A 25401-nucleotide genomic window follows, 5' to 3' on the forward strand; every position below is an offset into this window, starting at 1 on the left:
CGAACAGGATCTGCATGCCGACGCAGATACCGAGCACCGGGTGGCCCTTCGCCAACCGCTCCGCGACGATCTTGTCGCCGTTCACTGCGCGAAGCCCCGTCATGCACGCTTCGTATGCGCCGACCCCGGGGACCACCAGACCGTCCGCTGCCGAGGCGGCGGCGGGATCGGCAGTCACCTCGACGTCGGCGCCGACACGCTCGAGCGCACGCTGGGCCGACCGGAGGTTGCCCGAACCATAGTCGAGGACAACGACTTTCGTCGTCACAAACTGCCCTTCGTCGACGGCACGCCGGATACTCGCGGATCCGGCTCGACGGCTTGGCGCAGCGCCCGAGCCACGGCCTTGAACTGGGCCTCGGTGATGTGGTGCGGATCGCGGCCGTAGAGGGTGCGCACGTGCAGGGCGATGCGCGCGTTGTAGGCGAGCGACTCGAAGACGTGCCGGTTGATCACCGTGTGGTACGGCGCGCTCGTACCCGCAATCGTGAAGTGCACCATGAAGTCCGGTTCGCCGCAGTGGACGAAGTATGGCCTGCCCGACACGTCGACGGCGGCGTGCGCCAGCGTCTCGTCCATGGGGATGAACGCGTCGCCGAACCGGCGGATGCCCTTCTTGTCGCCGAGTGCCTCGCCGAGGGCTTGTCCGAGCACGATGGCGGTGTCCTCCACCGTGTGGTGGCCCTCGATCTCGACATCACCCTTGGCATGCACGGTCAGGTCGAACCTGGCGTGGCTACCGAGGGACGTCAGCATGTGGTCGAAGAACGGTACACCGGTGCTGATGTCGGTCTGACCGGTGCCATCGAGGTCGATCTCGACGACGATGTCGGATTCCTTGGTCCTGCGTTCGACGCGTGCGCGACGGGTCACGATGCTCCTCGGAGGCTCTGCTGGACGAGTTCGGTTTCGGAAATGCGTGCGCTCGTGTCGAGCAGCACGTCGTTCTCGTCGACGAGGCCGGTGGTGGCGCGCAGGAAGCCAGGGATGCCGACATCGCGGATGAGCACGCCGGCGTCGAGGTAGCGCTGCCATGCCGCGGGCGCGTCGGCGAACTCGCCGAACAGCACGAAGTTCGCGTCGCTGGGAATCACGCGGAACCCCATGTTCGCCAAGGCTTCCGACACCCGGTTGCGTTCGGCGATCAGCCTGGCGACGCTGCCGAGGGTGTCGTCAGCGTGTCGCAGGGCGGCGCGCGCGGCAGCCTGAGTGAGCACGGACAGGTGGTAGGGCAGACGGACGAGCAGCAGCGCATCGATGACGGCGGGATCCGCGGCGAGGTAACCGAGGCGACCGCCCGCGAACGCGAACGCCTTGCTCATCGTGCGGGTGACGATGAGCTTCGTCGGATGGTCGGCCAGAAGTCGCACCGCACTGGGCTCCGACGAGAATTCGCCGTACGCCTCGTCGACGATCACGATGCCCGGCGCGACATCCAGCAGCCTGCGCAGGTCCTCGAGCGGGACGCTCTGGCCCGACGGGTTGTTCGGGCTGGCCAGGAAGACGACGTCGGGTCGCCGGTCGGTGATGGCGGCAACGGCCACGGCCACGTCGAGTCCGAAGTCATCGGCTCGCTTCGCCTCGAGCCAATCGGTCTGTGTCCCGTCGGAGATGATGGGATGCATCGAATACGAGGGGACGAACCCGATGGCGCTGCGGCCGGGACCGCCGAACGCCTGGAGCAACTGTTGCAGAATCTCGTTGGAGCCGTTGGCCGCCCAGAGATTCTCGGTGCTCAGTGCGACGCCGGTCTGCGAGCTGAGGTAGGACGCGAGGTCGGCCCGCAGCGCGATCGCGTCGCGGTCGGGATAGCGGTGCAGCTCGGCCGCCGCGTCCCGCACCGACGCTGCGACGTCTTCGACCAGTGCCTGGGTCGGCGGGTGCGGATTCTCATTCGTGTTGAGCCGCACCGGAACCGCTAGCTGAGGCGCGCCGTACGGCGACTTGCCGCGCAGGTTGTCCCGCAGGGGAAGGTCGTCCAGGGTGATCTTGCTCATTTCACTGGCCGCATCCCCGAGTCGCTGCGCTCCGGCCCGCCGAACCTCCGTCGGACGGCCTCCCCGTGCGCGGGCAGGTTCTCGGCCTGCGCCAAGGTGATGACGTATCCCGACACGTCCTTCAGCGCCGCCTCCGTGTAATCGACGACGTGGATGCCGCGCAGGAAGGTCTGCACCGACAGTCCACTGGAGTGTCTGGCGCATCCCGCGGTGGGCAGCACGTGGTTGGAGCCTGCGCAGTAGTCACCCAGGCTCACCGGGGACCAGGGACCGACGAATATCGCTCCGGCAGATCGCACCCGGCCCGCGACGGCGGAGGCGTCGAGCGTCTGTATCTCGAGGTGTTCGGCGGCGTATGCGTTGACCGTTCGAAGGCCGGCGTCGACGTCGTCGACGAGCACGATGGCGGATTGTCGTCCGGTGAGGGCCGCGGTGACGCGTTCGCGATGCACGGTGGACTCGAGCTGTGTCGTGAGTTCGGCATCCGTTGCGTCGGCCAACTCGGTGCTAGTGGTGACGAGAACGGAGGCCGCCATCTCGTCGTGCTCGGCCTGGCTGATGAGGTCGGCGGCGATGTGGACCGGGTCGGCGGAGTGGTCGGCGAGGATGGCGATCTCCGTCGGGCCGGCCTCCGCGTCGATGCCCACCGCCGACCGGCAGATCCGTTTGGCGGCGGTCACGTAGATGTTCCCTGGGCCGGTGATCATGTCGACCGGCGCCAGTTCGGCGCCGTCGGTGTCGCTACCGCCGTGGGCGAGCAGCGCGACGGCCTGCGCCCCGCCGACCGCCCACACCTCGTCGACCCCCAACATGCGGGCGGCAGCCAGGATCGTGGGATGGGGAAGTCCGCCGAATTCGGCCTGCGGTGGGCTCGCGACGACCAGCGACTCCACGCCCGCAGTCTGCGCGGGGACGACGTTCATCACGACGCTGGACGGGTAGACGGCGTTGCCGCCGGGAACGTAGAGGCCCACCCGCTCGACCGGCACCCAGCGTTCGGTGACCGTAGCTCCTGGCGCCAGCGTCGTCGTGGTGTCGATGCGCCGCTGGTCGGCGTGCACGGCGCGCGTTCGTTCGATGGCGACCTCGAGGGCGACGCGCACATCGGCGTCCAGCTCGGCGAGTGCCTTTTCCAGCTGTGCCTGAGGCACCAGAACCGTCGTGGGCCTAACCCCGTCGAAGGCCTCCCCATACTCGAGGGCAGCCGCCGCGCCCCGCTCGATGACGGCATCGACGATCGGCCGTACCTTCGGCACCACCGCGTCGACGTCGACCCCACCGCGCGGCAGCACGGCACGCAGCTCGGCTGTCGAGAGCTGCTCGCCCCGCAGGTCGATGCGGGACATGTTCGGAGCCGAGGCATTCACGCCGTCTATTGTCCCAGAGCAGCACAAATCAGAATTCGGGAGCCATCATGTCAGCGTCAAACTCGAGGGAAGACCACCCCAACCACTCGCCTGGCGTGCCCATGCTCATGCCGGTTTGGTTGGAGCGGTTTCAGATCAAGTACGTCTATCCGCTACTCCGGCCGTTGTCGAAGCGGATGCCGGGCTTCGCGGTGATCAAGCACCGCGGCCGCACGTCGGGCAAGGACTTCGGGCAAGGACTACGAGACCATCGTCACCGCCTACCGCAACGGCAGCGTGCTGGCGATCGGGCTGATCCACGGCAAGACCAACTGGGTCAAGAACGTCCTCGCGGCGGGTGAGGCCGACATTCACGTCGGCCGCAAGGATCTGCACCTGGTGAACCCCCGGGTGCTGCCGGCGGGCACGGTCGACCCGACGCTTCCGCGAATCCCCCGGATGCTCGCGAAGCGTCAGGGCACCTTCGTCGCGGATGTCGCGTAAAACTCGTTTGAGCTGACCTCCGACCGCCTGCGAGACTGTGGGTCATGGCCTTCGACGTCTGGCTGGCATTCATCGGTGCGGCGATCCTCATCGCGGTGTCGCCCGGCGTGGGAGCGATCCAGTCGATGGCCGTCGGCCTGACACACGGCGTGCGTCGCGGCTACTGGAGCATCCTGGGGCTCGAGACCGGCCTGATGCTGCAACTGACGCTGGTGGCCGTCGGGCTGGGTGCGGCCGTCGCCAGTTCGATCGTGGCGTTCAACGTGATCAAGTGGATCGGCGTCGCCTATCTCGCATATCTCGCGGTGCGGCAATGGCGTTCGGTCACGACCGATCTGCGCGAGCAGGTCGGGAAGTCCGTCGACGGCGGTCGGCTGTCGCTCGTCGTCCGCGGCTTTCTCATCAACACGACGAACCCGAAGGGGCTGGTGTTCTTCCTCGCCGTGCTACCGCAGTTCGTGGTGCCGACGGCGCCGCTGCTTCCTCAGTACCTGGCGATCGGCGCGACGATGGTCGCCGTCGACCTGGTCGTGATGGGCCTGTACACCGGTCTGGCGGTGCGACTCGTCGAGTGGCTGCACACGCCTCGTCAGGAGACCGCACTCAACAGAGTCTTCTCCGGGTTGTTCGCCACGGCCGCCCTGGTGCTCTCGCTGGTGCGTCGCGCTGCTGCCACGTGATCGTTTGTCATCTGCAGAGTTCGGCGACCCTGGCGTTCTCCGTGCCGGCGGCCTGCAGCCTGGCCGCCTGATCCGGATCGGTGTTCTGCGCGCCCGCGGTGGCGGCAGCGCCGATGTCCATCAGCGTGTTGGCAAACTTCTGCACGGCATCGGAGAGCTCGGCGGGGGTGGCGTCGTCGAGACGATGAAGCAAATAGTGGCCACCTTCTGACAGCGAGAGCCGCGCGTTGGCAGCCACCGCGAGTGAGCCCGTGACGTCACCGTCGCCGCCGGGACTCTGCAGGTTGGTGTTCAACGAAACACCCCTACGCACGAGATTCGCTGCGCCACATGCGGCCACCTTCGCCTCGGACTGCTGGGCGGCGCTGAACACGCCGGCCGACGGCTTCGGTGCTGGACGAAGGGCAGTCCACGAAGCCAGACCCAGAGCGGCGAGCGCGAGGACCAGAGCCGTGATCGCCAGCCCGCTCCCGCGCCGTAGCGGCTCTACGGACGGAGGGCTAGTGAACGCATCGGTCGACATGGCGCGATCCTAACCGCCGGCAAAGCGAGATCGGGTGCGCGAAACCCGAAGGATCCTCAGAGGTCGAGGCCGACGTCGAGTATCCGCACCGAGTGGGTCAACGCTCCGACGGCGAGGTAGTCGACACCGGTCCCGGCATACGCCGCGGCGTTCTCCAGCGACAAGCTGCCCGACGACTCGAGCTTCACCTCCTTGGCGCGGGCAACCCGTCGCTGGACGGCCATCTGCGTCATCCAGACCGGGAAGTTGTCCAACAGGATCAGCGGCGTCGCGCCGAGGTCCTCACCCAGGATGGCGTCGAGCTGCTCCAGCGAGTCGACCTCGACCTCGACGGGCACGTCGGGTGCGACCGCGCGAACGGCGCGCAACGCGGCGACCACCGAACCCGCGGCGGCGACGTGGTTGTCCTTGATCAGCGCCGCATCCCCAAGGCCCATCCGGTGATTGACCCCGCCACCGACGCGCACGGCGTACTTCTGCAGGACGCGAAGTCCAGGCAGGGTCTTGCGGGTGTCGCGGATCTTGGCATCCGTGCCTGCCACCGCCTCGACCCACGCCGCGGTGGTGCTGGCGATGCCGGACAGGTGGCAGACCAGATTCAGCATGGTGCGTTCGGCGGTCAGCAGGCCCAGCGTGGGCGCTTCGAGCACCAGCAGCGGGTCTCCCGGCTCCAACCGGGTGCCGTCGTCGATGCGGTCGACGACGCCGTACTCCCCCACGCCGATGACCTCGTCGAGCACCAGCAACGCGATGTCGACGCCCGCTGCGACGCCCGCCTGTCTGCTCACCATCGACGCCTTGGTGGTGGCATCGGCGGGAACCGTCGCCAGCGAGGTCACGTCCGGGCCGTAGCGCAGGTCCTCGGACAACCCGCGCGAGATGATAGCCCGCGCCTCGGCAAGCTCGTCGTCGTTCAGCGTCATGAGCTGCACACGTCGACCGGGCGGGCGACGGCAACCCGGCCGGTCGCGGCGTCGAACCTGACGGCGCCACTCACCGCGCGGGCCGGATCCAGGTCGGGGTGGTCGGAGCGGTGGTGGCAACCACGAGACTCGACACGGTCGAGCGCCGCGGCCGCCACCGCAGCAGCCGTCACCGTCAACGCGGCGTCCTCGAAGTCGGCGCGACTGGCCAGGTTGCGAGCCCGCGCAGTGCTCAATAGCTCAGTGAGGGTGAGCAATCCGACGTAGTCGCGGACCACGGAGGCGTGACGAGTCGTGCCCCGCTGCAGCTCTGCCCGCGGCAGTGCCACCCTTGGTTCCAAGTCGGGGGACGCGCGCCTCGGGTCCGACGCCGCCGCATACTCGGCAGCGAGAGCGCCCGCCCGGTGTCCGACCACGAGTCCCTCAAGAAGGGAGTTGGACGCCAGCCGGTTGGCGCCGTGCATCCCGGTGCGCGCCACCTCGCCCGCGGCGAACAGGCCTGCGAGTTCGGTACGTCCGTACACGTCGGTCACGACACCGCCGCAGCTGTAGTGGGCACCGGGCACCACCGGGATCAGCTGCCGGGTGGCGTCCACCCCTGCCGCCAAGCACGCCGCGTTCACGGTGGGGAACCGCCGCGCGAAGTCGGCGACGCTGCGCGCATCGAGATAGACGCAGGAGTCGCCCGTCAGGGCCAGCCGCGCGTCGATGGCCGCGGCCACCACGTCGCGCGGGGCGAGGTCACCCATCGGATGGATGCCGGTGGTCACGGAGTCGCCGCGCGCATCGACGAGGATCGCACCCTCACCGCGGAGCGCCTCGGTGATCAGTGGCCGTCGCCCACCCGCGTGGCCGTCGTACAGCATCGTCGGATGGAACTGGATGAACTCGAGGTCGCTGACCGGCAGGCCCGCCCACAGTGCCAGGGCGATTCCGTCGCCCGTCGAACCCTCGGGGTTGGTCGTCGCCGAGAACAGGTGACCGAGGCCCCCCGTCGCCAGAATCACCGACGCGGCATGGATGACTCCCAGCCCTTCGTCGCTGCGGACCAGCACACCCGTGATGCCGCCCGAGTCCTGAAGCACCTGCAGCGCAACGTGATTGCGTCTGATGTCGAGAGTGGCGGCAGCGTGGTCGAGAGCCCGTTGCACCTCGGCCCCGGTCGCGTCTCCGCCGGCGTGGATGATCCGACGTCGGGAATGGCCGCCCTCGCGGGTCAGTGACCATCGGCCAGGCCCCGACTCGTCGAACCGAGCACCGTAGTCGACCAGTTCGGCCACGGCGGCGTACCCGTCGGCGACGATCGACGTCACCGCCCCCGGATCGCACAGACCGCCGCCCGCGGCCAACGTGTCTGCGACGTGCGCCTCGATGGAGTCGTCGGTCCGCGGCACCACGACGGCGATTCCACCCTGGGCGTAGAACGTCGCGGTCTCACTCGCCTTGCTGAGCAAGACCACCCGCCCGCCACGGCGGTGCGCCGCCAGCGCCGCGGCCAACCCGGCGACACCCGTGCCGATGACGACGACGTCGGCGCGCTGCTGCCAGTAGCCAGCCAGAGGACCTGAGCCGCCGCAACCCGACCCATCCCGGGTCGCCTTGCTCCTGTCCTCCGGACTGGAGCTGCTCATTCCCCGCCGCCGGGCTGCCCGATCTCGATCATGCGCTGAACGCTGGCGCGCGCCAGTCGAGCGGTGTCTTCGTCGACGTGCACCTCGTCAGCGCCCTCGACGAGACAGCGCAGCAGGGCCGCCGGGGTGATCATCTTCATGTACCTGCAGGATGCCCGGTCGTTGACGGCACGGAAGTCGACTTCGGGTGCGGCGCGACGCAACTGGTGCAGCATGCCGACCTCGGTGGCAACCAGCACCTGACGGGCGCGGGTCTGCCTGGCAGCGGCCAACATGCCGCCGGTCGAGAGGATCTTCACGCGATCGTCGGGGAATGCCCCCTCGCCGGCCAGGTACAGCGCGGACGTCGCGCAGCCGCACTCCGGGTGAACGAACAGGTCCGCATCGGGATGGGCTTTGGCCTGCGCGGCGAGTTCGTCACCGTTGATGCCGGCGTGCACGTGGCACTCACCCGCCCAGATGTGCAGATTCTTGCGGCCGGTGATGCGCCTGACGTGCGCGCCGAGGAACTGGTCGGGGCAGAACAGCACCTCGCGGTCCTCGGGAATGGAGGCAACGACCTCCACGGCGTTGGACGACGTGCAGCAGATGTCCGTGAGGGCCTTCACGGCAGCCGTGGTGTTGACGTAGGACACCACGACGGCGTCGGGGAACTCGTCCTTCCACGCGCGCAGATCGTCGGCGGTAATCGAATCGGCCAGCGAGCAGCCCGCCCGCTGGTCGGGGATCAGCACGGTCTTCGACGGGCTGAGAATCTTGGCGGTCTCGGCCATGAAGTGCACCCCGCAGAACACGATGGTGTCCTCGGATGCCTCGGCCGCGATCCGCGACAGCGCCAGTGAGTCGCCGACGTGATCGGCCACGTCCTGGATCGCAGGCAGTTGGTAGTTGTGCGCCAGCAGCGTGGCGCCGCGCAGGTCGGCGAGCCGCCGCACCTCTGCTGCCCACTCGTCGTCCCCGATCACGCCGCCGTAGCCGCCGGGGCCGTTCGTGATCTGCGCGGCCCAGCCGCCACGTGACTCCGTGGTCAGGTCCAATACCGTCATGGCCGTCTCCTTTGATCCGGACGGGGTTTTCGACTTATGATCGAAAACATGTCCAATATTAGCACTGCCCACGAAGTGCTAGCCGTCGTCTTTCAAGTTCGGCAGCTCTCAACCCCGAACCCGCAGCTCAGCGTCCTGCTATGGGAGCGCGCCATGGATCCGCAACGCGGCGCCTGGTCACTGCCCGGCGGTCGCCTGCGTCACGACGAGGACATGACGAGTTCAGTCAGACGCCAACTTGCCGAGAAGGTCGACCTGCGGGAACTGACTCACCTCGAACAGCTCGAGGTGTTCTCCAACCCGCACCGCGTCCCCGGCCCGCGCACCATCGCGTCGACATTCCTCGGTCTGGTGCCCTCCCCCGCAACCCCCGCGTTACCACCCGACACCCGCTGGCATCCGGTGGGCGCGCTGCCGCCGATGGCGTTCGACCATCGGCCGATGATCACCCACGCCCACACCAGGCTGATCGCCAAACTCTCCTACACCAATATTGGATTCGCTTTGGCACCAAGGGAATTCGCCCTGTCGACACTGAAGGACGTGTACGACGCTGCGCTCGGGTACGAGGTGGACGCCACCAACCTGCAGCGCGTGCTGGCCCGCCGCGGGGTGATCACACCCACCGGCACCACCGCCAAGTCCGGCCGTAGCGGTGGCAGGCCCGCCGCGCTCTACCGCTTCACCGAAGCTCAGTACCGCGTCACCGACGAGTTCGCCGCTCTACGCCCCCCGACTTAACGGGACCCCTAATTGGGTTTAAGGATTCCTTAAGAGAGAATGGCGGGATGAACTCTGGCAGTGCAACCGCCTCAACCGGTGCCGAGTGGATAGGACGAGCACCCCACGAGGAGCTGCGCCGCAGGACACGCCCAGTACTGCCCGACGTCGACCCGTTCCACGTCCCACCCCCGGGTTTCGAACATGCCAGGCCGGGCACCGTGCTGCGATCCCGCGACGTCGAGCTCGCCTTCCTCGGTATGGTGCCCCAGAAGCTGACGGCCACCCAGCTGTTGTACCGATCCACCGATCTGAACGGTCTCCCGATGGCCGCCGTCACCACCGTCGTGGTGCCCGCCGACCGGCCTGTCGGCAGCAAGGGTCCGATCCTGTCCTACCAGTGCGCGATCGATGCGGTCGCCGGACGTTGCTTCCCGTCCTACGCGCTCCGGCGCGGGGCCAAGGCCGTTGGAGCACTGGCGCAGTTCGAGTTCCTACTGGTGTCCGCGGCACTGGCCGAGGGCTGGGCCGTGTCGATCCCCGACCATGAAGGGCCCCAAGGTATTTGGGGGGCACCGTACGAGCCCGGGTACCACATTCTCGACGGCCTGCGCGCGGTGCTGAACCACGACGCGCTCAACCTCTCGACCGACGCTCCCATTGGACTCTGGGGCTATTCCGGCGGCGGCCTCGCCACCGCATGGGCGACAGAGGTGTACGCGGACTACGCGCCGGAACTCAAGCTCGTTGGCGCCGTGCTCGGTTCCCCCGTAGGCGACCTCGGGCACACGTTCCGCAGGCTCAACGGCACCTTCTTCTCCGGGCTGCCTGCGATGGTCGTCGCGGCGCTGTCGCACGTCTATCCGGAACTGGATCGCGTCATCAACGAGCACGTCACCGCCGAGGGCAAGGCGATGCTGGCCGACATCCAACGGATGACGACCGCGCACGCCGTACTCAAGCTGATCCGCAAGGACATGGGCAACCTGGTCGACGAGCCACTGGAGAACATTCTCCGGACGCCAGAGGTTCAGCACGTCTTCGACAGCATCAAGCTCGGTACCGCTGCACCGAGCATCCCAGTCCTCATCGTCCAAGCGGTGCACGACGAGCTGATCTCGGTCGGGGACATCGACGAACTCGCGGACGCGTACTCGGCGGGTGGTACCGACGTCACCTACCACCGCGACATGCTCTGCGAGCACCTGCTGCTGCATCCACTTTCCGCGCCCATGACGCTGCGCTGGTTGCGTGACCGGTTCGCGGGACGGCCGCCCACGACCAATCGGGCGCGCACCAAGTGGCCGACGCTGTTGAACCCGTCGACCTACCGGGGCATGCTCCGGTTGGGGCTCATCTCGGCGAAGGTGATGACGGGTCGGCGGGTGGATCGCCTGCCGCTGTCGGAACTGGATCGATAGGCCCGACTGGAGCCACCGCGTAGGCCACCTCGATGGGTGGCCACGCGCCGAGGTCGTCACGCTTGGTCGACAACGCGCAGATCGCATACACGAGCGCGGCGACGCCGGCGGGGAAGACGACCGAGGCAGCGATCTGCAGCGGAGTGTGGCCGAAGAACACCGCGGGCGCTTCGTGCGTGTAGACGACGCGATGCTCCGGCGAGATCGGCGCCGCCGCCAGGTCAACGGCTCCGTAACGCCAGCGTGCCAGGGCGGCGCCGACGCCCGCGGCGGCGCCTGCCGACGCGAGCGCGCCGATCGACAGGGCGCCAATCAGGAGCGGACCCCGATGGGGCCGCCACTGCCACGCGGCCACGGCAGCGGATACGGCAAGCACGAAGAGCAGACCCGTCATCACGAACGCGCCGAGGAAGACGAGGTCGGACTCGTCGCCGACGTATCCGCGGACGCGGTCGCCGCCCTTGGTGAGTGCAAGAACGATCTGGATCGGCGGTGCCAGCCACGCCCACGCCGCGCCGACGACCACACCGAGTAGCGCGAGACCCAGAACGACCCGCGCGGCTGCCCCGAGATGCGAAAGGCGGGGCGGCTCAACGTGATCAGGCCGAAAGTCGGGTGCGCTCATCGGTACATTCTGCTCTTCGCGCAAGCGCTCATCGCCACTCATCCAGATCCTTGGAGTCCAGCTCGCCATGTCGCGAGCACTTCGCCGACCATCCGTCGGGGCGCACCTGAACGATCATCCTCCGTCCGCAGTCGGCGCAGAACCGGGGAGGCTCGAGGCCGAGTCGGGCGGCCGCGGGAACGGCCGTGGGACCGGACATGCCCTCGGCTTCGCCCGTGTAGACGTTGAACTTCGTCGGCATTGCTAGATGGAGGCGTTCAGCGCCTTGATCGGCATCTGCAGATCGTCGAGCAGCTCGAGATCAGCCTCAGCCGGCCTTCCAAGCGTGGTCAGGTAGTTGCCGACGATGACCGCATTGACACCGCCGAGGATCCCCTGCTTGGCGCCGAGGTCACCGAGGGTGATCTCGCGTCCGCCGGCGAACCGGAGCATCGTGCGCGGCAACGCGAGCCGGAACGCGGCGACGGCCTTCAGCGCCTCCGTTGCGGGCAGCACCTCCAGGTCGCCGAACGGCGTGCCAGGACGCGGGTTGAGGAAGTTCAGCGGCACCTCGTGTGGGTTGAGCTCCGCGAGGTTGGCAGCGAACTCGGCACGCTGTTCCAGCGTCTCGCCCATGCCCAGGATTCCGCCGCAGCAGACCTCCATCCCGGCGTCGCGCACCATCTCCAGGGTGCCCCAGCGCTCTTCCCAGGTGTGTGTCGTCACGACGTTGGTGAAGAACGACCGCGCGGTCTCGAGGTTGTGGTTGTAGCGGTGCACACCCATCGCCGCCAAGCGGTCGACCTGCTCCTGGGTGAGCATGCCCAGCGAGCAGGCGATCTGGATGTCGACCTCGTTTCGGATGGCCTCGATGCCAGCCGCGACCTGCGCCAGTAGCCGTTCGTCGGGACCACGCACGGCCGCGACGATGCAGAACTCGGTGGCACCGGACTTGGCGGTCTGCTTGGCCGCCTCCACCAGGCTGGGAATGTCGAGCCAGGCGCTGCGGACCGGCGACGCGAAGAGCCCCGACTGGGAGCAGAAGTGGCAGTCCTCCGGGCAGCCGCCGGTCTTGAGGCTGATGATGCCCTCGACCTCGACCTCGGGGCCGCACCACTTCATCCGGACCTCGTGGGCGAGTGCCAGCAGGTCCTCGAGCTGATCGTCGGGCAGCTGCAGCACCTGCAGGATCTGGCTCTGGTCGAGCCCTTCGCCGCGCTCGAGCACCTGCTGCCGGGCCAGACCCAACACATCCACGACTTCTAGGGCCTGCTGCGCCACTCCGCACTCCTCCTACACTGAGAACTTGAACGGTGTTTAGGCTACAGGGGTGCAACTGCACCGACACGATGTGGTCGAGAAGGCCACTGCGCTCCTCGACGATTACGGAATCGCCGACTTGACGATGCGGCGACTCGCCCGCGAACTCAACGTCACTCCCGGGGCGCTCTACTGGCACTTCGCCGACAAGCAGGAGCTTCTGGGAGCGGTCGCCGACCGGATCCTCGAGCCTGCGACGACGAGGGTGGCCGACGCCCAGTGGGACGAGCGCGTCCTCGCGATCTGCTCGGCGCTGCGCAACGCCCTGTTGTCGGCCACCGACGGCGCCGAGCTCGTCTCGGCCAGCTTCTCTGCTGGGAAGTCCAGCCGCATCACCGAGATCCTGCGCGGCCTGACCATCGCCGCGACCGAGGCTGGCATCGTCGCGCCGAACGCCGACCTGGCCGCCAGGACGGTGCTGTACTACGTTCTCGGATTCACCGCCGACGAACAGTCCCGCCTCCAGTGGGACGCAGCGGGCGCGCTGTCCGACGATCAGTCCGTGATGGCGACGAACCCCAACGGACGCTTCGCCTTTGGGCTGGGTCTGCTGGTGGACGGAATGTCGGCGCACCGATTCTCAGGCGATCAGGGTGTCGACTCTGGCGTCGCCATCCCATCGACGTAAGCCCGCGAAGGTGCCGACGATGCCGCCTGCACCGATCAACTCCAACGCCGCTGCGAGATCGGCCGCCGCGAGCCGCCGACTCAACGTCACGTGTGGCGTCCACTGACCGGGACGTGCGTGCTGAAACGCCGCCGGCGTCAGATACGGCGCACAGATCGAGTCGACTGACTCGTGCAACCGCAGCAGCCCGGCTGCAGGCACGACGAGGCGAGCCAAGGTCAGGGTCTTGCGACCGAAGACCATCGGCGCACCGATGAGGCAGTCCAGTGGAAGCTGCTTGGCGGGTTCCCACAGCGCCGCGTCGACGGCCGGGTCGATGCGTTCGCCGACGGTCAGGGTCACGTGCGGGCGGTTGGTCGGTGACTGGTGCTGCCCCTGGCTGGGCAGTCCGGCCTCCGCGAGGGCCGTCCAGTCGCGGACGACGACCGCCTCGGTGCGCTGGTCGAAGAGCAGTTCGACGGAGTGGGCCATGCCTACAGACTCTGCACCCAGTCGACGGCGAATGCCCGTGTGCTGATCTCTGCGAACGCCTCAGCCGTCGACCGGCCCAAGCCCCATGGCAGCACCGCGCGGACTCTGGCGATGTGTTCGAGTGCCTCGCGGTTCGACAGCTCGGCGTGGCCTGGCTCATCGGGCCACGCGCCGATCACCAGACCTGCACATGGAATACCGTGCGCCTCAAGCGATTCCACCGTGAGGGCGGCATGGTTCAGGGTGCCCAGACCGGGTCGGACGACGACGAGGACGGCGGCGTCGAGGTCGGAGGCCAGGTCGCGCAGTGTCACCCCCTCGGCACCGATCTCGACCAGCAGGCCGCCGGCGCCCTCGACGAGGACGAGCCTGCCCGGACGGTCGACCGTGGTGACCAGATCGACGAGTTCGGCGCGTGTCGGCAGCGCCAGCCCTGCTCGATGCGCGGCGGCGACGGGTGCGAGCGGCTCGGGATAGCGCCATCCCGATGTCAGCAGGTCGACACCGGAGAGGCGAGCCACCTCGGCCAGGTCGTCGTCACCGTCTGCCGCTCCCGTCTGCACGGGCTTGCACACCGCCACGTCAAGGCCGGCAAGGCGGGCGCGGCACGCCAGCGCCGCGGTCGCGATGGTCTTGCCGACACCGGTGTCCGTACCGGTGATGACGACGCAGCTCACGCCCGGACCGTCGCGAGGACCTCCGTCAAGACGCGTCGGGCCACGTCGAGGTCTTCATCCGTCAGCGAGGCACGCGCGGTGAGCCGCAGCCGCGACGTTCCGGCGGGCACCGTCGGCGGACGGAAGCACCCGACCCGTACGCCGCCGTCCAGGCACGCCGTGGCCGCCGACAGCGCCACTTCCGGTGCGCCGAGGATGACCGACACCACCGCGGACCCCGGCACCTCGGGCACGGCACACATCTCGGCGAGGGCCGCGGCGCGCTGCAGCACCGCGGCAGCCCGCCACGGTTCGGCGACGAGCACGTGCAGCGCAGCAAGGGCCGCACCGACCGCGGCGGGCGCCAGCCCGGTGTCGAAGATGAACGGCCGCGCGGCGTCGACCAGGTGGGCGCGCACCGGAGCTGGCCCGAGCACGACGCCGCCCTGACTGCCGAGGGCCTTCGACAACGTCGTCGTGACGACCACGTCGGGGGCGCCCGCCAATCCCACCTCGTGGACTAGGCCCCGTCCGCCGTGTCCACGCACCCCGAGGCCGTGCGCCTCGTCGACGATCAGCAGGGCGCCGTGGCGACGGCACACGGCGTGCAGGGAGCGCAACGGCGCCATCACCCCGTCCGCACTGAACACGGAGTCGGTGACCACCACCGCCCGTTCCTCGGCGCGACTCTGCAGCGCGGCCTCGACGGCGCCCACCTCACGGTGCGGTGTCACCACGACGCGCGACTTGGACAGCCGGCAGGCGTCGACCAGCGAAGCATGCGTCAGCGCGTCGGACACCAGCAGCGAGCCCGCTCCCGAGAGGGCAACCACCGCACCGAGATTCGCGGTGTAGCCCGACGAGAACACCAGCGCCGACTCGGCGCCGACGAAGTCGGCCAGTGCGGTCTCGAAAGCCTCGTGCAGTTCGGTGTTGCCCGTGACCAGCCGCGAGCCCGTCGATCCTGCGCCCCAGGTGCGAAGCGCCTCGACACCGCCGTCGATCACGTCGGGATGCTGCGACAGGCCCAGGTAGTCGTTGGACGCCAGATCGAGTTCGGCTCCCACCGGCTGCCGCACGCGCAGGACCCTCCGCAGCCCAGCGGCGCGCCGGTGCCGCTCGACCTCGTCGAGCCAGGCCAGCGGCGAAAGACCTGCGCGCGTCACTGATGCTCCTCCCAAACTTGAACAGCGTTCAGGTTAGCGCACGCGCCGCGCCGACCATCGCCGAGCCGATCCGAGCCACCTCGTCGGGAGTGCACACATACGGTGGCATCGCGTAGACGAGGTTGCGGAACGGGCGAAGCCAGACCCCGTGCCGCAACGCGGCGTCGGTCGCCACCCCCATGTCCACGGGCTCGCGCATCTCGATCACCCCGATCGCGCCGAGCACCCGGACGTCCGCCACCCCGGGGAGCTCAGCCGCCGGGGCGAGGCCCGCCGCCAGCCCCGCCTCGATGTCACGCACCCGCTGCTGCCAGTCCTGACCGATCAGCAACTCGACCGAGGCCACCGATACGGCACAGGCCAGCGCGTTGGCCATGAACGTCGGCCCGTGCATCAGCGCCCCAGGCTCGCCGGAGCTGATGGTCTCGGCGACGTCGGTGGTACACAGCGTTGCCGCCAACGTGAGGTATCCACCGGTCAACGCCTTGCCCACGCACATGATGTCCGGGCAGACGCCGACGTGGTCGGCCGCGAACAGCTCACCCGTCCTACCGAATCCGGTGGCGATCTCGTCGAAGATCAGCAGCACGTCGTGGCGGGTGCAGGCCTCCCGCAGATCCACCAGGTACCTGGGATCGTGGAACCGCATTCCTCCCGCGCCCTGGACCACCGGTTCGACGATGACGGCCGCCAGCTCGTGCGCGTGGTCGGCGAGTTGCTCCTCGAACGCCGCGCTGTAGGCGGGGTCGTAGTCTCGTGGCACCTGCGGCGCGAACACCTGGGCCGTCAGCACGTCCGTCCAGATCGAGTGCATGCCGCCGTCGGGATCGCAGACGCTCATGGGGGTGAACGTGTCGCCGTGGTAGCCGCCTCGCCAGGTCATCAGGCGGTGCTTCGCCGGCCTACCCAGACTCCTCTGGTGCTGCAGCGCCATCTTCGCGGCGACCTCGACCGCCACCGACCCCGAGTCACTGAAGAACACCGTGTCGAGACCGTCTGGGGTGATCTCGACCAACAACTGGGCCAGCCGCGCGGCGGGCTCATGGGTCAGGCCGCCGAACATCACGTGGTTCAGCGTCGCCAGCTGCCTGGTGATGGCTGCATCGAGGACGGGGTGGCCGTGACCGTGGATGGCGGTCCACCACGAGCTCATCGCGTCGATCACCTCAATCGGCCGACCGGCATCGATGACCGTCAGCGACGTGCCGCGCGCCGCAACCGCCACCACGGCTGGGAGCGAGTCGGCTGAGATCCTGCTGTACGGATGCCACACGTGGGCGGCGTCGATGGCACTGATCTGGTCAGGCGTCAACGCGGGCACCGGGTCATACTCTCTTCGCGCAAGCGCTCATCGTAGCCATCCTCTGTGCGGACGAGCCCCCACCGTAAAACGCGCACGATCCCCGGCATTCGGTAGATTGTCCGACGACCATGTTGACCCTCTCCCCGGCTCGGGCGGTGCCAGACACCAGACCCGGAGCCGCTCAGCGCGCCCTGATGGGCACCCGGACGTCCGGCTTCTACAGGCACGATCTCGACGGCCTGCGCGGTGTCGCCATCGCCTTGGTCGCCATGTTCCACATCTGGTTCGGCCGGGTCTCCGGCGGCGTCGACGTGTTCCTCGCGCTCTCGGGTTTCTTCTTCGGCGGTCGACTCTTGCGCACCGCGCTGACCTCGGGTTCGTCACTGTCCCCGGTACCCGAGGTGAGGCGATTGATCCGGCGGCTGTTGCCCGCCCTGGTCGTGGTGCTCGCTGCCTCGGCCGTGCTCACGATCCTCATCCAACCCGAGACGCGGTGGGAGACCTTCGCCGACCAGAGCCTGGCCAGTCTCGGTTACTACCAGAACTGGGAGCTCGCCAACACCGCGTCGAACTACCTGCGCGCGGGCGAGGCCGTCAGCCCGCTTCAGCACATCTGGTCGATGTCGGTGCAGGGTCAGTTCTACATCGCGTTCCTCGCACTGGTCTTCGGGTTCGCCTACCTGCTACGCAATCGTCTGCGCTCGCACACCAGGGTCGCGCTGATCGTGCTGCTGAGCGTGCTGATGATCGCGTCGTTCGTCTACGCGATCATCGCGCACGACACCGACCAGTCCACCGCCTACTACAACAGCTTCGCCCGCGGATGGGAGCTGCTTCTCGGCACACTGGTGGGGGCCCTGGTGCCGCACGTGCGGTGGCCGATGTGGCTGCGCTCGACGGTGGCCGTGGTGGCGCTTGCGGCGATCCTCTCGTGCGGCGCGTTCATCGACGGAGTGAAGGAGTTCCCAGGGCCGTGGGCTTTGGTACCGGTCGGTGCGACGGTCCTGTTCATCCTCAGCGGCGCCAATCGGATGGCCGATCCCCACATGGCCGCCGTCGACGGTCGACTGCCCGCGGTGAGCCGGCTGCTGGCGACGGCGCCGTTCGTGTCTCTCGGAACGATGGCGTACTCGCTGTACCTCTGGCACTGGCCACTGGTGATCTTCTGGCTGGCGTACTCGGGTCACTCCCGCGCGAACTTCGTCGAGGGCGCGATCGTTCTGCTCGTCGCGGGTGTGCTGGCCTGGTTGACGACGAACTTCATCGAGGAACCCCTGCGCCTGCGCGCGTCCGCGGCGCCGAAGCAGGCCGTGGTGATCCCGCTGCGGACCCGACTGCGCCGGCCGACCATCGTGCTGGGGTCGATCGTCACCCTGCTCGCCGTCGCGCTGACGGCCACGTCGTTCACCTGGCGTGAGCACATGACCATTCAGCGCGCCAACGGCAAGGACCTGGCTGGCCTCTCGTCGCGCGACTACCCCGGTGCGCGCGCCCTCATCAACCACGTCAGAGTGCCCAAGCTCCCGATGCGCCCCACGGTGCTCGAGGCCAAGGACGACATCCCCGAGTCCACGACGCAGGGTTGCATCAGCGACTTCTCCAACACCGACATCATCAACTGCACCTATGGCGACCAAAAGGCCACCCGCACAATCGCGGTGGCCGGCGGGTCACACGCCGAGCACTGGATCACCGCACTTGATCTGCTCGGCCGCATGCACGGCTTCAAGGTCGTCACGTACCTCAAGATGGGCTGTCCTCTCACCACAGAGGAGAACCCGCTGGTGATGGGCGACAACCGGCCCTATCCCAACTGCCGCGACTGGAATCAGAAGGTGATGCCACGGCTGATCGCCGACCGTCCCGCCTATGTCTTCACCACCTCGACGAGACCGTGGAACATCATGGACGGCGACGTGATGCCGAGCTTCTATCTCGGCATCTGGCAGGCCTTCGAGGACGCGGGTATCCCCGTCCTTGCCATGCGCGACACCCCGTGGCTGGTGAAGGACGGTGTGCCGTTCTTCCCCTCCGTCTGCCTTGCCGAGGGAGGCGATGCCATCTCCTGCGGCATCAAACGCTCCGAGGTCCTGTCCGACCACAACCCGACCCTGGACTACCTCGCGCAGTTCCCACTGTTGAAACCACTCGACATGAGTAATGCGGTGTGCCGCCAGGACTACTGTCGCGCCGTGGAGGGAAATGTGTTGCTATACCACGATTCTCATCACATATCGGCTACCTACATGCGCACCATGACCAACGAGCTGGGCCGCCAGATCGCCGCCGCCACCGGCTGGTGGTGAGCCGTGGTCTCCGCCATCTGGCCAGGTACCTCATACCCGCTGGGCGCCACCTATGACGGTGCGGGCACCAACTTTTCGTTGTTCTCCGAGGTTGCCGAGAAGGTCGAACTCTGCCTGATCGGCAAGGACGGAACCGAAGAGCGCGTCAACCTCGACGAGGTCGACAGCTACGTCTGGCATGCCTACCTGCCGACCGTGACCCCGGGGCAGCGCTACGGATTCCGCGTCTCCGGGCCATGGGATCCGGACGCAGGCCATCGCTGCGATCCCTCGAAGTTGCTTCTCGACCCGTACGGCAAGTCGTTTCACGGCGACTTCGACTTCACCCAGGCCCTCTACTCCTACGATCTGGCCGTCGCGAAGGACGATCCGACGGCGACCGGCACCCCACCCATGGTGGACTCGCTCGGCCACACCATGACCAGCGTCGTCATCAACCCGTACTTCAACTGGGGTTCGGACCGGGCGCCCAACACGCCCTACCACGAGACGGTGATCTACGAGGCGCACGTCAAGGGAATGACCCAGACGCATCCGGGCATCCCCGAGGATCAGCGAGGCAGCTACGCCGGGCTGTGCCACCCGGTGATCATCGAGCACCTGAAGTCCCTCAACGTGACGGCCATCGAACTGATGCCGGTGCACCAGTTCATGCACGATCACCGCCTGCTCGACCTGGGTCTGCGGAACTACTGGGGCTACAACACCTTCGGCTTCTTCGCCCCGCACTACCAGTACGCGGCCAACCAGGCCGCGGGCGGTGCCGTCGCCGAGTTCAAGAACATGGTCCGGTCCTTTCACGCCGCAGGGATCGAGGTCATCCTCGACGTCGTCTACAACCACACCGCCGAGGGAAACCACCTCGGTCCGACCGTCAACTTCCGCGGCATCGACAACGCCGGCTACTACCGGCTACTCGACGGTGACCTGAAGCTCTACAAGGACTTCACCGGCACGGGCAACAGCCTCAACGTGCGACACCCCCACTCGCTCCAGCTCATCATGGATTCGCTGCGGTACTGGGTGCTCGACATGCACGTCGACGGTTTCCGCTTCGACCTGGCGTCCACGCTGGCTCGCGAGTTCTACGAGGTGGACCGACTCTCGGCGTTCTTCGACCTGGTCCAGCAGGATCCGGTGATCAGCCAGGTGAAGCTGATCGCCGAACCGTGGGACATCGGCGAGGGCGGCTACCAGGTCGGGAACTTCCCTGGTTTGTGGACCGAATGGAACGGGCAATACCGCGATACTGTGCGCGATTACTGGCGGGGCGAGCCCGCAACACTCAACGAGTTCGCCTCCCGGCTGACGGGCTCATCCGATCTCTACGAGGCCACCGGCCGAAGGCCAAGTGCCAGCATCAACTTCGTCACCGCGCATGACGGCTTCACCCTCGCGGACCTGGTGTCCTACAACGAGAAGCGCAACATGGCCAACGGTGAGGACAACCGCGACGGCGAGAGCCACAACCGATCGTGGAACTGCGGTGTCGAGGGCCCCACCGACGATCCGGAGATCCTCGAATTGCGCGCCAGACAGATGCGCAACATCCTGGCGACCCTGATGGTCAGCCAAGGCACGCCGATGATCAGCCACGGTGACGAGATCGGCCGCACCCAGCACGGCAACAACAACACCTACTGCCAGGACTCCGAGATCGCGTGGATGGACTGGACGCTGTGCGAGACGAACGCCGACCTGATGACCTTCGCGCGCAAGGTGACTGGACTGCGCAAGGACCACCCGGTGTTCCGGCGGCGACGATTCTTCGACGGCAAGCTGATCCGCAGTGGCGATGAAGAGGTCCGTGACATCGCCTGGCTGACCAAGGGCGGGATACCGATGACGCCCGAGGATTGGAACTCGGGCTTCCAATGCGTGGCCGTATTCCTCAACGGCGACGCGATACCCGCTCCGAATGCACGCGGCGAGCGGGTGGTCGACGACACCTTCTTGCTTTGCTTCAACGCACAGTCCGATCCGGTCGAATTCGTGGCCGCCGAAGGCGATTACGCCGCGGAATGGACGGCAGCGCTCGACACGGCGGTGCCGACGGGCAGCACCGATCTGGTGGTCAAATCGGGTGAGACGTTCTCACTACAGGGACGCTCGGTCATCGTCCTGCGCAAGACGGCCTGAAACGATGCCGTCCCGGCGAAGCCTCACCTCGACCTACCGGTTGCAAATGCGCGGCCCCGACAGCGGGCAGGCGTTCACGTTCGCAAACGCACTGGATCAGCTTGACTACCTCGAGGATCTTGGTGTCTCGCACCTGTATCTCTCGCCGATTCTGACCGCGGGCAGGGGGTCGACCCACGGGTACGACGTCACCGATCCCACCACGGTCTCCCCGGAGCTCGGTGGTCCCGACGGGTTGACGCGACTCGCCGAGGCGGCCCATAGTCGGAACATCGGCCTCATTGTTGATATCGTCCCCAACCACGTCGGCGTGGAGGATCCAAGCCAGAATGTCTGGTGGTGGGACGTGCTCCAACACGGCCACGAATCCGCGTACGCGTCGTTCTTCGACATCGACTGGAATCTTGACCCCGCGCACCGGATCGTCCTGCCGGTGCTCGGAGAAGACGACGACGTCGATGGACTGACGGTCGACGGGGACGTGCTGCGACTCGGTGACCGCACGTGGCCGATCGCGCCGGGCACCGGCGCCGGATCGGGCGCGGAGGTATACGAACGGCAGCACTACAGGCTGATCGGGTGGCGTCACAATGTGTGCGGCTACCGGCGCTTCTTCTCCATCACCTCACTTGCGGGACTGCGGCAGGAAGACCGTGCCGTGTTCGACGCCTCCCACGTCGAGGTCAAGCGGTGGTTCTCGGAAGGTCTCGTCGACGGCCTTCGCATCGACCACCCGGACGGATTGTCCAATCCCGCTGGCTATCTCGAATGGCTTCGCGAGCTCACCGGCCCCGCGGCCTGGATCGTCGTCGAGAAGATCCTCGCCCCTGACGAAGCCCTCGAACCGAGCCTGCCGGTGGCGGGAACCACCGGATACGACGCGCTGCGCGAGATCGGCGGTCTCCTCGTCGATCCGCGCGGAGCCACCGATGAGCCGGACCATCTCGCGTTCGAGACCGGCCGACTGAAGGTGGCCTCGGCCACCGGCACCCTGGCCAGTGAGCTCGCCCGCCTACGCCGATCCGTCGTGGCGTCCGTCGGCGCCGACCACCCGCGACTGCCGGAGGCCATTGCCGCACTCCTGTCACACATCGGGGTGTACCGCTCCGACTACCGCGGGCTGGCCGCGGTCATGCCGACCGCGATCGCCGAAACCATCGCCGCCACTGCGGACTTAGCCGATCCGCTGACGCTGGTGGCCGCGGCGTTGAACCACGTCGAACCCGCCACGCGATTGCAACAGCTGTGCGGGGCCGTGACCGCCAAGTCGGTCGAGGACTGCCTTTTCTACCGCGACGCCCGGTTGGTGTCCCTGAACGAGGTCGGAGGCGAGCCGGACCGTTTCGGCGTCAGCGCCGCCGAGTTTCATCACAGCGCGGCGGTGCGGGCCCGGTCGTGGCCGTCGGCGATGGTGACGCTGTCTACCCACGACACCAAGCGCAGCGAGGACGTCCGCGCCCGGATTGGCGTGTTGTCCCAGGTCTCGTCGCGGTGGGCGGAACTGGTCGCCAAATGGATGCTCACCACCCCGCCTCCCGACGCGGCCACTGGACTCTTCCTCTGGCAGAACGTCTTCGGGGTATGGCCGGTCGACGGAACGGTGACGACGGAGCTGCGGTCCAGGCTGCACGCATACGCGGAGAAGGCGATCAGAGAGGCAGCGCTGCACACCAGCTGGAACGATCCCGACGAGGAATTCGAGGGGGCCGTGCACCGCTGGCTCGACGACGTGGTCGACGGACCCGTCGGTGTGGAGATGACCAGCCTGGTCGCCCGGCTGGACGTTCACGCCCAAAGCGACTCGCAGGTGCAGAAGCTGCTGTCACTCACTGTGCCTGGCATTCCCGACACCTACCAGGGCACCGAACTGTGGGACGACAGCCTGGTCGACCCCGACAACCGCCGACCCGTCGACTACCCTTCGCGACGCGAGGCGTTGAAGACGTTGACAGATGGCAAGATTCGAATCGTCACGGGCGCGCTCCATTCAAGGACGGAGCGGCCCGACTCCTACCTGTCCGGCGGATATGCTCCCGTACTCGCCGAGGGCACGGCCGGCCGCCATCTCGTCTCTTTCCTCCGCGGCGACGACGTGCTGGTGGCTGTGCGCCGGTGGACGGTCGGTCTCGCCGAAACCGGCTGGGGTGACACCTCGCTCCCCCTTCCCGACGGCGACTGGACGGACCGTCTGACCGGCCGCACGTTCAGCGGCCGGGTCGGTGCCGAGTCGCTGTTCACCGAATTGCCCGCCGTGCTGCTGGAGCGTTCTGGTGGCTGAGCGCGACTTCGCCGTCTGGGCACCCGAACCCGACCTGGTACGACTCGACGTCGATGGCGCGCTGCATCCGATGACGCGCTCCGACGACGGCTGGTGGCGGGCGGTCGTCGAGGCGCACGTCGACAGCCGCTACGGCTTCGTCCTCGACGAGGACGACACCGTGCTACCCGATCCCCGCTCGCCGCGCCAGCCCGACGGCGTGCACGACCGGTCCCAGCTGTGGGACCCGTTGACGGTGGCGTGGACCGATGCCGACTGGGCCGGGCGCTCCATCGAGGGTGGCGTGATCTACGAGCTGCACGTCGGCACGTTCACCGGCGAAGGCACCTTCGACTCGGCGATCGAGAAGCTGGACTACCTCGTCGACCTCGGCGTCGACTTCGTCGAGTTGATGCCGGTGAACTCGTTCAGCGGTACGCACGGCTGGGGTTACGACGGCGTCCTCTGGTACAGCGTGCAGGAGTCCTATGGCGGGCCAGACGGATTGGTTCACCTCATCGATGCGTGCCACGCCCGCGGCCTCGGTGTGCTGATCGACGCGGTGTTCAACCACCTCGGCCCGTCCGGCAACTACCTATCGAGGTACGGTCCCTACCTGATCGAGGCGAACACCGGCTGGGGCCAGGGCATCAACGTCGCCGGGGCCGACGCCGACGAAGTTCGGCAGTACATCATCGACTGTGCGCTGCGCTGGATGAAGGACTTTCACGCCGACGGTCTGCGCCTTGATGCGGTGCATGCGCTGGCCGACCATACCGCCATCCACATCCTCGAGGAACTGGCGAGCGAAACCGATTCCCTGTCCAGGCAATTGGGTCGACCGTTGTCACTGATCGCCGAGAGCGACCTCAACGACCCACGGCTCATCACCCCCCGTGAGCGCGGCGGGTACGGGATGACCGCACAATGGGACGACGACATCCACCACGCCATCCACACGGCCGTTTCGGGCGAGCGGCAGGGCTACTACTCCGACTTCGGCTCGCTGGAGGCGCTCTCGAACACCCTGAAGCACGGCTACTTTCACGCGGGAACCTATTCGTCGTTCCGCCATCGCCGCCACGGCAGGCCGCTGGACACCGCGACGATCCCGGCGACCCGGCTGCTGGCCTACACATCAGACCACGACCAGGTGGGCAACCGCGCCGTCGGCGACCGTCCCTCGCAGAACCTGGACTTCGGTCAGCTCGCCGTGAAGGCTGCACTGGTCCTGGGATCGCCCTACACGGCGATGCTCTTCATGGGCGAGGAGTGGGCCTCGTCGAGCCCATTCCAGTTCTTCACCTCACATCCCGAGCCGGAGTTGGCCAGGGCCACCGCGGAGGGCCGCAAGGCGGAGTTCGCCGCGCACGGCTGGGATGCCGACGAGATCCCCGATCCTCAGGACCCGGAGACGTTCTCGCGGTCGAAGCTGAAGTGGGACGAGGTCCAGATCGGCGACCACGGCCGCCTGCTCGAGCTGTATCGGAGCCTGATCGCCTTGCGCCACGACGAGCCGGAGCTGGCCGACCCGTGGCTGGACCACATGTCGATCGAATTCGACGAGGATCAGCGCTGGATCGTGCTGTACCGCGGGTCCTTCGCCATCGCCTGCAACTTGAACGAGGAGCCGGTGACCGTTCCCGCCGTAGGCGAGGTCGTACTGGCCTCGAGTGAGCCGACCGTCGACGAATCAACCGTGCTGCAAGGTCATTCATTCGCAATTCTTCGATCTGTCAACTGAGCCATCCACAGCCGGC

23 protein-coding genes and 1 pseudogene are annotated in these 25401 nt (G+C 67.5%); 9 read left to right on the top strand and 15 right to left on the bottom strand.

Going from position 1 to position 25401, the window contains the following annotated elements; all coding sequences use genetic code 11:
• The 4 genes from QOI01_RS12990 to hisD form a co-directional block, all read right to left on the bottom strand.
• Positions 1-268: imidazole glycerol phosphate synthase subunit HisH (locus QOI01_RS12990; RefSeq protein ID WP_526381491.1), on the bottom strand; the 268-nt coding region annotated here is incomplete at its 3' end.
• On the bottom strand, positions 265-873 hold the full coding sequence (gene hisB, locus QOI01_RS12995) for an imidazoleglycerol-phosphate dehydratase HisB (RefSeq protein ID WP_526381493.1): 609 nt from the start codon (positions 871-873) through the stop codon (positions 265-267). The genes hisB and QOI01_RS12990, both read right to left, overlap by 4 nt.
• Positions 870-1997: a histidinol-phosphate transaminase gene (locus QOI01_RS13000; protein ID WP_526381495.1), complete on the bottom strand. Its 1128-nt coding sequence runs from the start codon at positions 1995-1997 to the stop codon at positions 870-872. The genes hisB and QOI01_RS13000 overlap by 4 nt, the downstream gene beginning before the upstream one ends.
• The gene (gene hisD / locus QOI01_RS13005) at positions 1994-3343 is read right to left on the bottom strand and encodes a histidinol dehydrogenase (protein WP_526381553.1); all 1350 of its coding nucleotides are present in this window, start codon (positions 3341-3343) and stop codon (positions 1994-1996) included. The genes QOI01_RS13000 and hisD overlap by 4 nt, the downstream gene beginning before the upstream one ends.
• Positions 3344-3411: 68 nt before the next feature.
• Between hisD and QOI01_RS13010 the strand changes: the two are divergent.
• Positions 3412-3847: pseudogene (locus tag QOI01_RS13010) on the top strand (nitroreductase family deazaflavin-dependent oxidoreductase).
• Between the two features lie 44 nt (positions 3848-3891).
• On the top strand, positions 3892-4527 hold the full coding sequence (locus QOI01_RS13015) for a LysE family translocator (protein ID WP_526381497.1): 636 nt from the start codon (positions 3892-3894) through the stop codon (positions 4525-4527).
• Between the two features lie 7 nt (positions 4528-4534).
• On the opposite strand, the gene QOI01_RS13020 is transcribed toward QOI01_RS13015, so the two are convergent.
• The 4 genes from QOI01_RS13020 to nadA form a co-directional block, all read right to left on the bottom strand.
• Positions 4535-5050: a hypothetical protein gene (locus QOI01_RS13020; protein ID WP_526381499.1), complete on the bottom strand. Its 516-nt coding sequence runs from the start codon at positions 5048-5050 to the stop codon at positions 4535-4537.
• A gap of 56 nt (positions 5051-5106) precedes the next feature.
• Positions 5107-5973, bottom strand: coding sequence for a carboxylating nicotinate-nucleotide diphosphorylase (nadC, locus tag QOI01_RS13025; protein WP_526381501.1), 867 nt, complete (start codon positions 5971-5973; stop codon positions 5107-5109).
• Positions 5970-7532, bottom strand: coding sequence for an L-aspartate oxidase (locus tag QOI01_RS13030; protein WP_526381555.1), 1563 nt, complete (start codon positions 7530-7532; stop codon positions 5970-5972). The genes nadC and QOI01_RS13030 overlap by 4 nt, the downstream gene beginning before the upstream one ends.
• A gap of 68 nt (positions 7533-7600) precedes the next feature.
• Positions 7601-8650, bottom strand: coding sequence for a quinolinate synthase NadA (nadA, locus tag QOI01_RS13035; protein WP_526381503.1), 1050 nt, complete (start codon positions 8648-8650; stop codon positions 7601-7603).
• 48 nt (positions 8651-8698) lie between these two features.
• Between nadA and QOI01_RS13040 the strand changes: the two genes are divergently transcribed.
• Complete coding sequence (locus QOI01_RS13040) at positions 8699-9391, top strand: NrtR DNA-binding winged helix domain-containing protein (RefSeq protein WP_526381505.1); 693 nt, start codon at positions 8699-8701, stop codon at positions 9389-9391.
• Between the two features lie 47 nt (positions 9392-9438).
• The gene (locus QOI01_RS13045) at positions 9439-10791 is read left to right on the top strand and encodes a lipase family protein (RefSeq protein ID WP_526381507.1); all 1353 of its coding nucleotides are present in this window, start codon (positions 9439-9441) and stop codon (positions 10789-10791) included.
• On the opposite strand, the gene QOI01_RS13050 is transcribed toward QOI01_RS13045, so the two are convergent.
• The 3 genes from QOI01_RS13050 to bioB are packed head-to-tail and all read right to left on the bottom strand — an operon-like array spanning position 10724 to position 12652.
• Positions 10724-11416: a DUF2567 domain-containing protein gene (locus QOI01_RS13050; RefSeq protein ID WP_526381509.1), complete on the bottom strand. Its 693-nt coding sequence runs from the start codon at positions 11414-11416 to the stop codon at positions 10724-10726. The two genes, QOI01_RS13045 and QOI01_RS13050, sit on opposite strands and share 68 nt — an antisense overlap.
• 28 nt (positions 11417-11444) lie before the next feature.
• On the bottom strand, positions 11445-11657 hold the full coding sequence (gene bsaP / locus QOI01_RS13055; RefSeq protein ID WP_526381511.1) for a biotin synthase auxiliary protein BsaP: 213 nt from the start codon (positions 11655-11657) through the stop codon (positions 11445-11447).
• A 2-nt stretch (positions 11658-11659) separates the two neighbouring features.
• Positions 11660-12652, bottom strand: a complete 993-nt coding sequence (gene bioB, locus QOI01_RS13060; protein ID WP_526381557.1) for a biotin synthase BioB — start codon at positions 12650-12652, stop codon at positions 11660-11662.
• A 73-nt stretch (positions 12653-12725) separates the two neighbouring features.
• Between bioB and QOI01_RS13065 the strand changes: the two genes are divergently transcribed.
• Positions 12726-13343, top strand: coding sequence for a TetR/AcrR family transcriptional regulator (locus QOI01_RS13065; RefSeq protein WP_526381513.1), 618 nt, complete (start codon positions 12726-12728; stop codon positions 13341-13343).
• On the opposite strand, the gene QOI01_RS13070 is transcribed toward QOI01_RS13065, so the two are convergent.
• From QOI01_RS13070 to bioA, 4 genes are read right to left on the bottom strand one after another with little or no spacing between them, the layout of a single operon-like run.
• A complete protein-coding gene (locus QOI01_RS13070; protein ID WP_526381515.1) occupies positions 13296-13814 on the bottom strand; it encodes a 2'-5' RNA ligase family protein in 519 nt (172 codons plus the stop codon). The two genes, QOI01_RS13065 and QOI01_RS13070, sit on opposite strands and share 48 nt — an antisense overlap.
• Positions 13815-13816: 2 nt before the next feature.
• Positions 13817-14491, bottom strand: coding sequence for a dethiobiotin synthase (bioD, locus tag QOI01_RS13075; RefSeq protein ID WP_526381517.1), 675 nt, complete (start codon positions 14489-14491; stop codon positions 13817-13819).
• The gene (gene bioF, locus QOI01_RS13080; RefSeq protein ID WP_526381519.1) at positions 14488-15636 is read right to left on the bottom strand and encodes an 8-amino-7-oxononanoate synthase; all 1149 of its coding nucleotides are present in this window, start codon (positions 15634-15636) and stop codon (positions 14488-14490) included. Before bioF ends, bioD begins: the two co-directional genes overlap by 4 nt.
• Before the next feature lie 28 nt (positions 15637-15664).
• Positions 15665-16957, bottom strand: a complete 1293-nt coding sequence (bioA, locus tag QOI01_RS13085) for an adenosylmethionine--8-amino-7-oxononanoate transaminase (RefSeq protein WP_526381521.1) — start codon at positions 16955-16957, stop codon at positions 15665-15667.
• A 110-nt stretch (positions 16958-17067) separates the two neighbouring features.
• Between bioA and sucT the strand changes: the two genes are divergently transcribed.
• Genes sucT through treZ form a run of 4 tightly spaced genes read left to right on the top strand, consistent with a single transcriptional unit; the run spans position 17068 to position 25385 of the window.
• Positions 17068-19245 (top strand): acetyltransferase SucT, encoded by a 2178-nt coding sequence (gene sucT / locus QOI01_RS13090; RefSeq protein WP_526381523.1) that lies wholly within the window; start codon positions 17068-17070, stop codon positions 19243-19245.
• Positions 19246-19248: 3 nt separating this feature from the next.
• Positions 19249-21384, top strand: a complete 2136-nt coding sequence (gene glgX, locus QOI01_RS13095) for a glycogen debranching protein GlgX (protein WP_526381525.1) — start codon at positions 19249-19251, stop codon at positions 21382-21384.
• A 4-nt stretch (positions 21385-21388) separates the two neighbouring features.
• Positions 21389-23662, top strand: coding sequence for a malto-oligosyltrehalose synthase (gene treY, locus QOI01_RS13100; protein ID WP_526381527.1), 2274 nt, complete (start codon positions 21389-21391; stop codon positions 23660-23662).
• On the top strand, positions 23655-25385 hold the full coding sequence (gene treZ / locus QOI01_RS13105; RefSeq protein ID WP_526381529.1) for a malto-oligosyltrehalose trehalohydrolase: 1731 nt from the start codon (positions 23655-23657) through the stop codon (positions 25383-25385). Before treY ends, treZ begins: the two co-directional genes overlap by 8 nt.
• Positions 25386-25401 lie beyond the last annotated feature (16 nt).

Source organism: Mycobacterium sp., assembly GCF_032162605.1.
Classification (GTDB): Bacteria; Actinomycetota; Actinomycetes; order Mycobacteriales; family Mycobacteriaceae; genus Mycobacterium.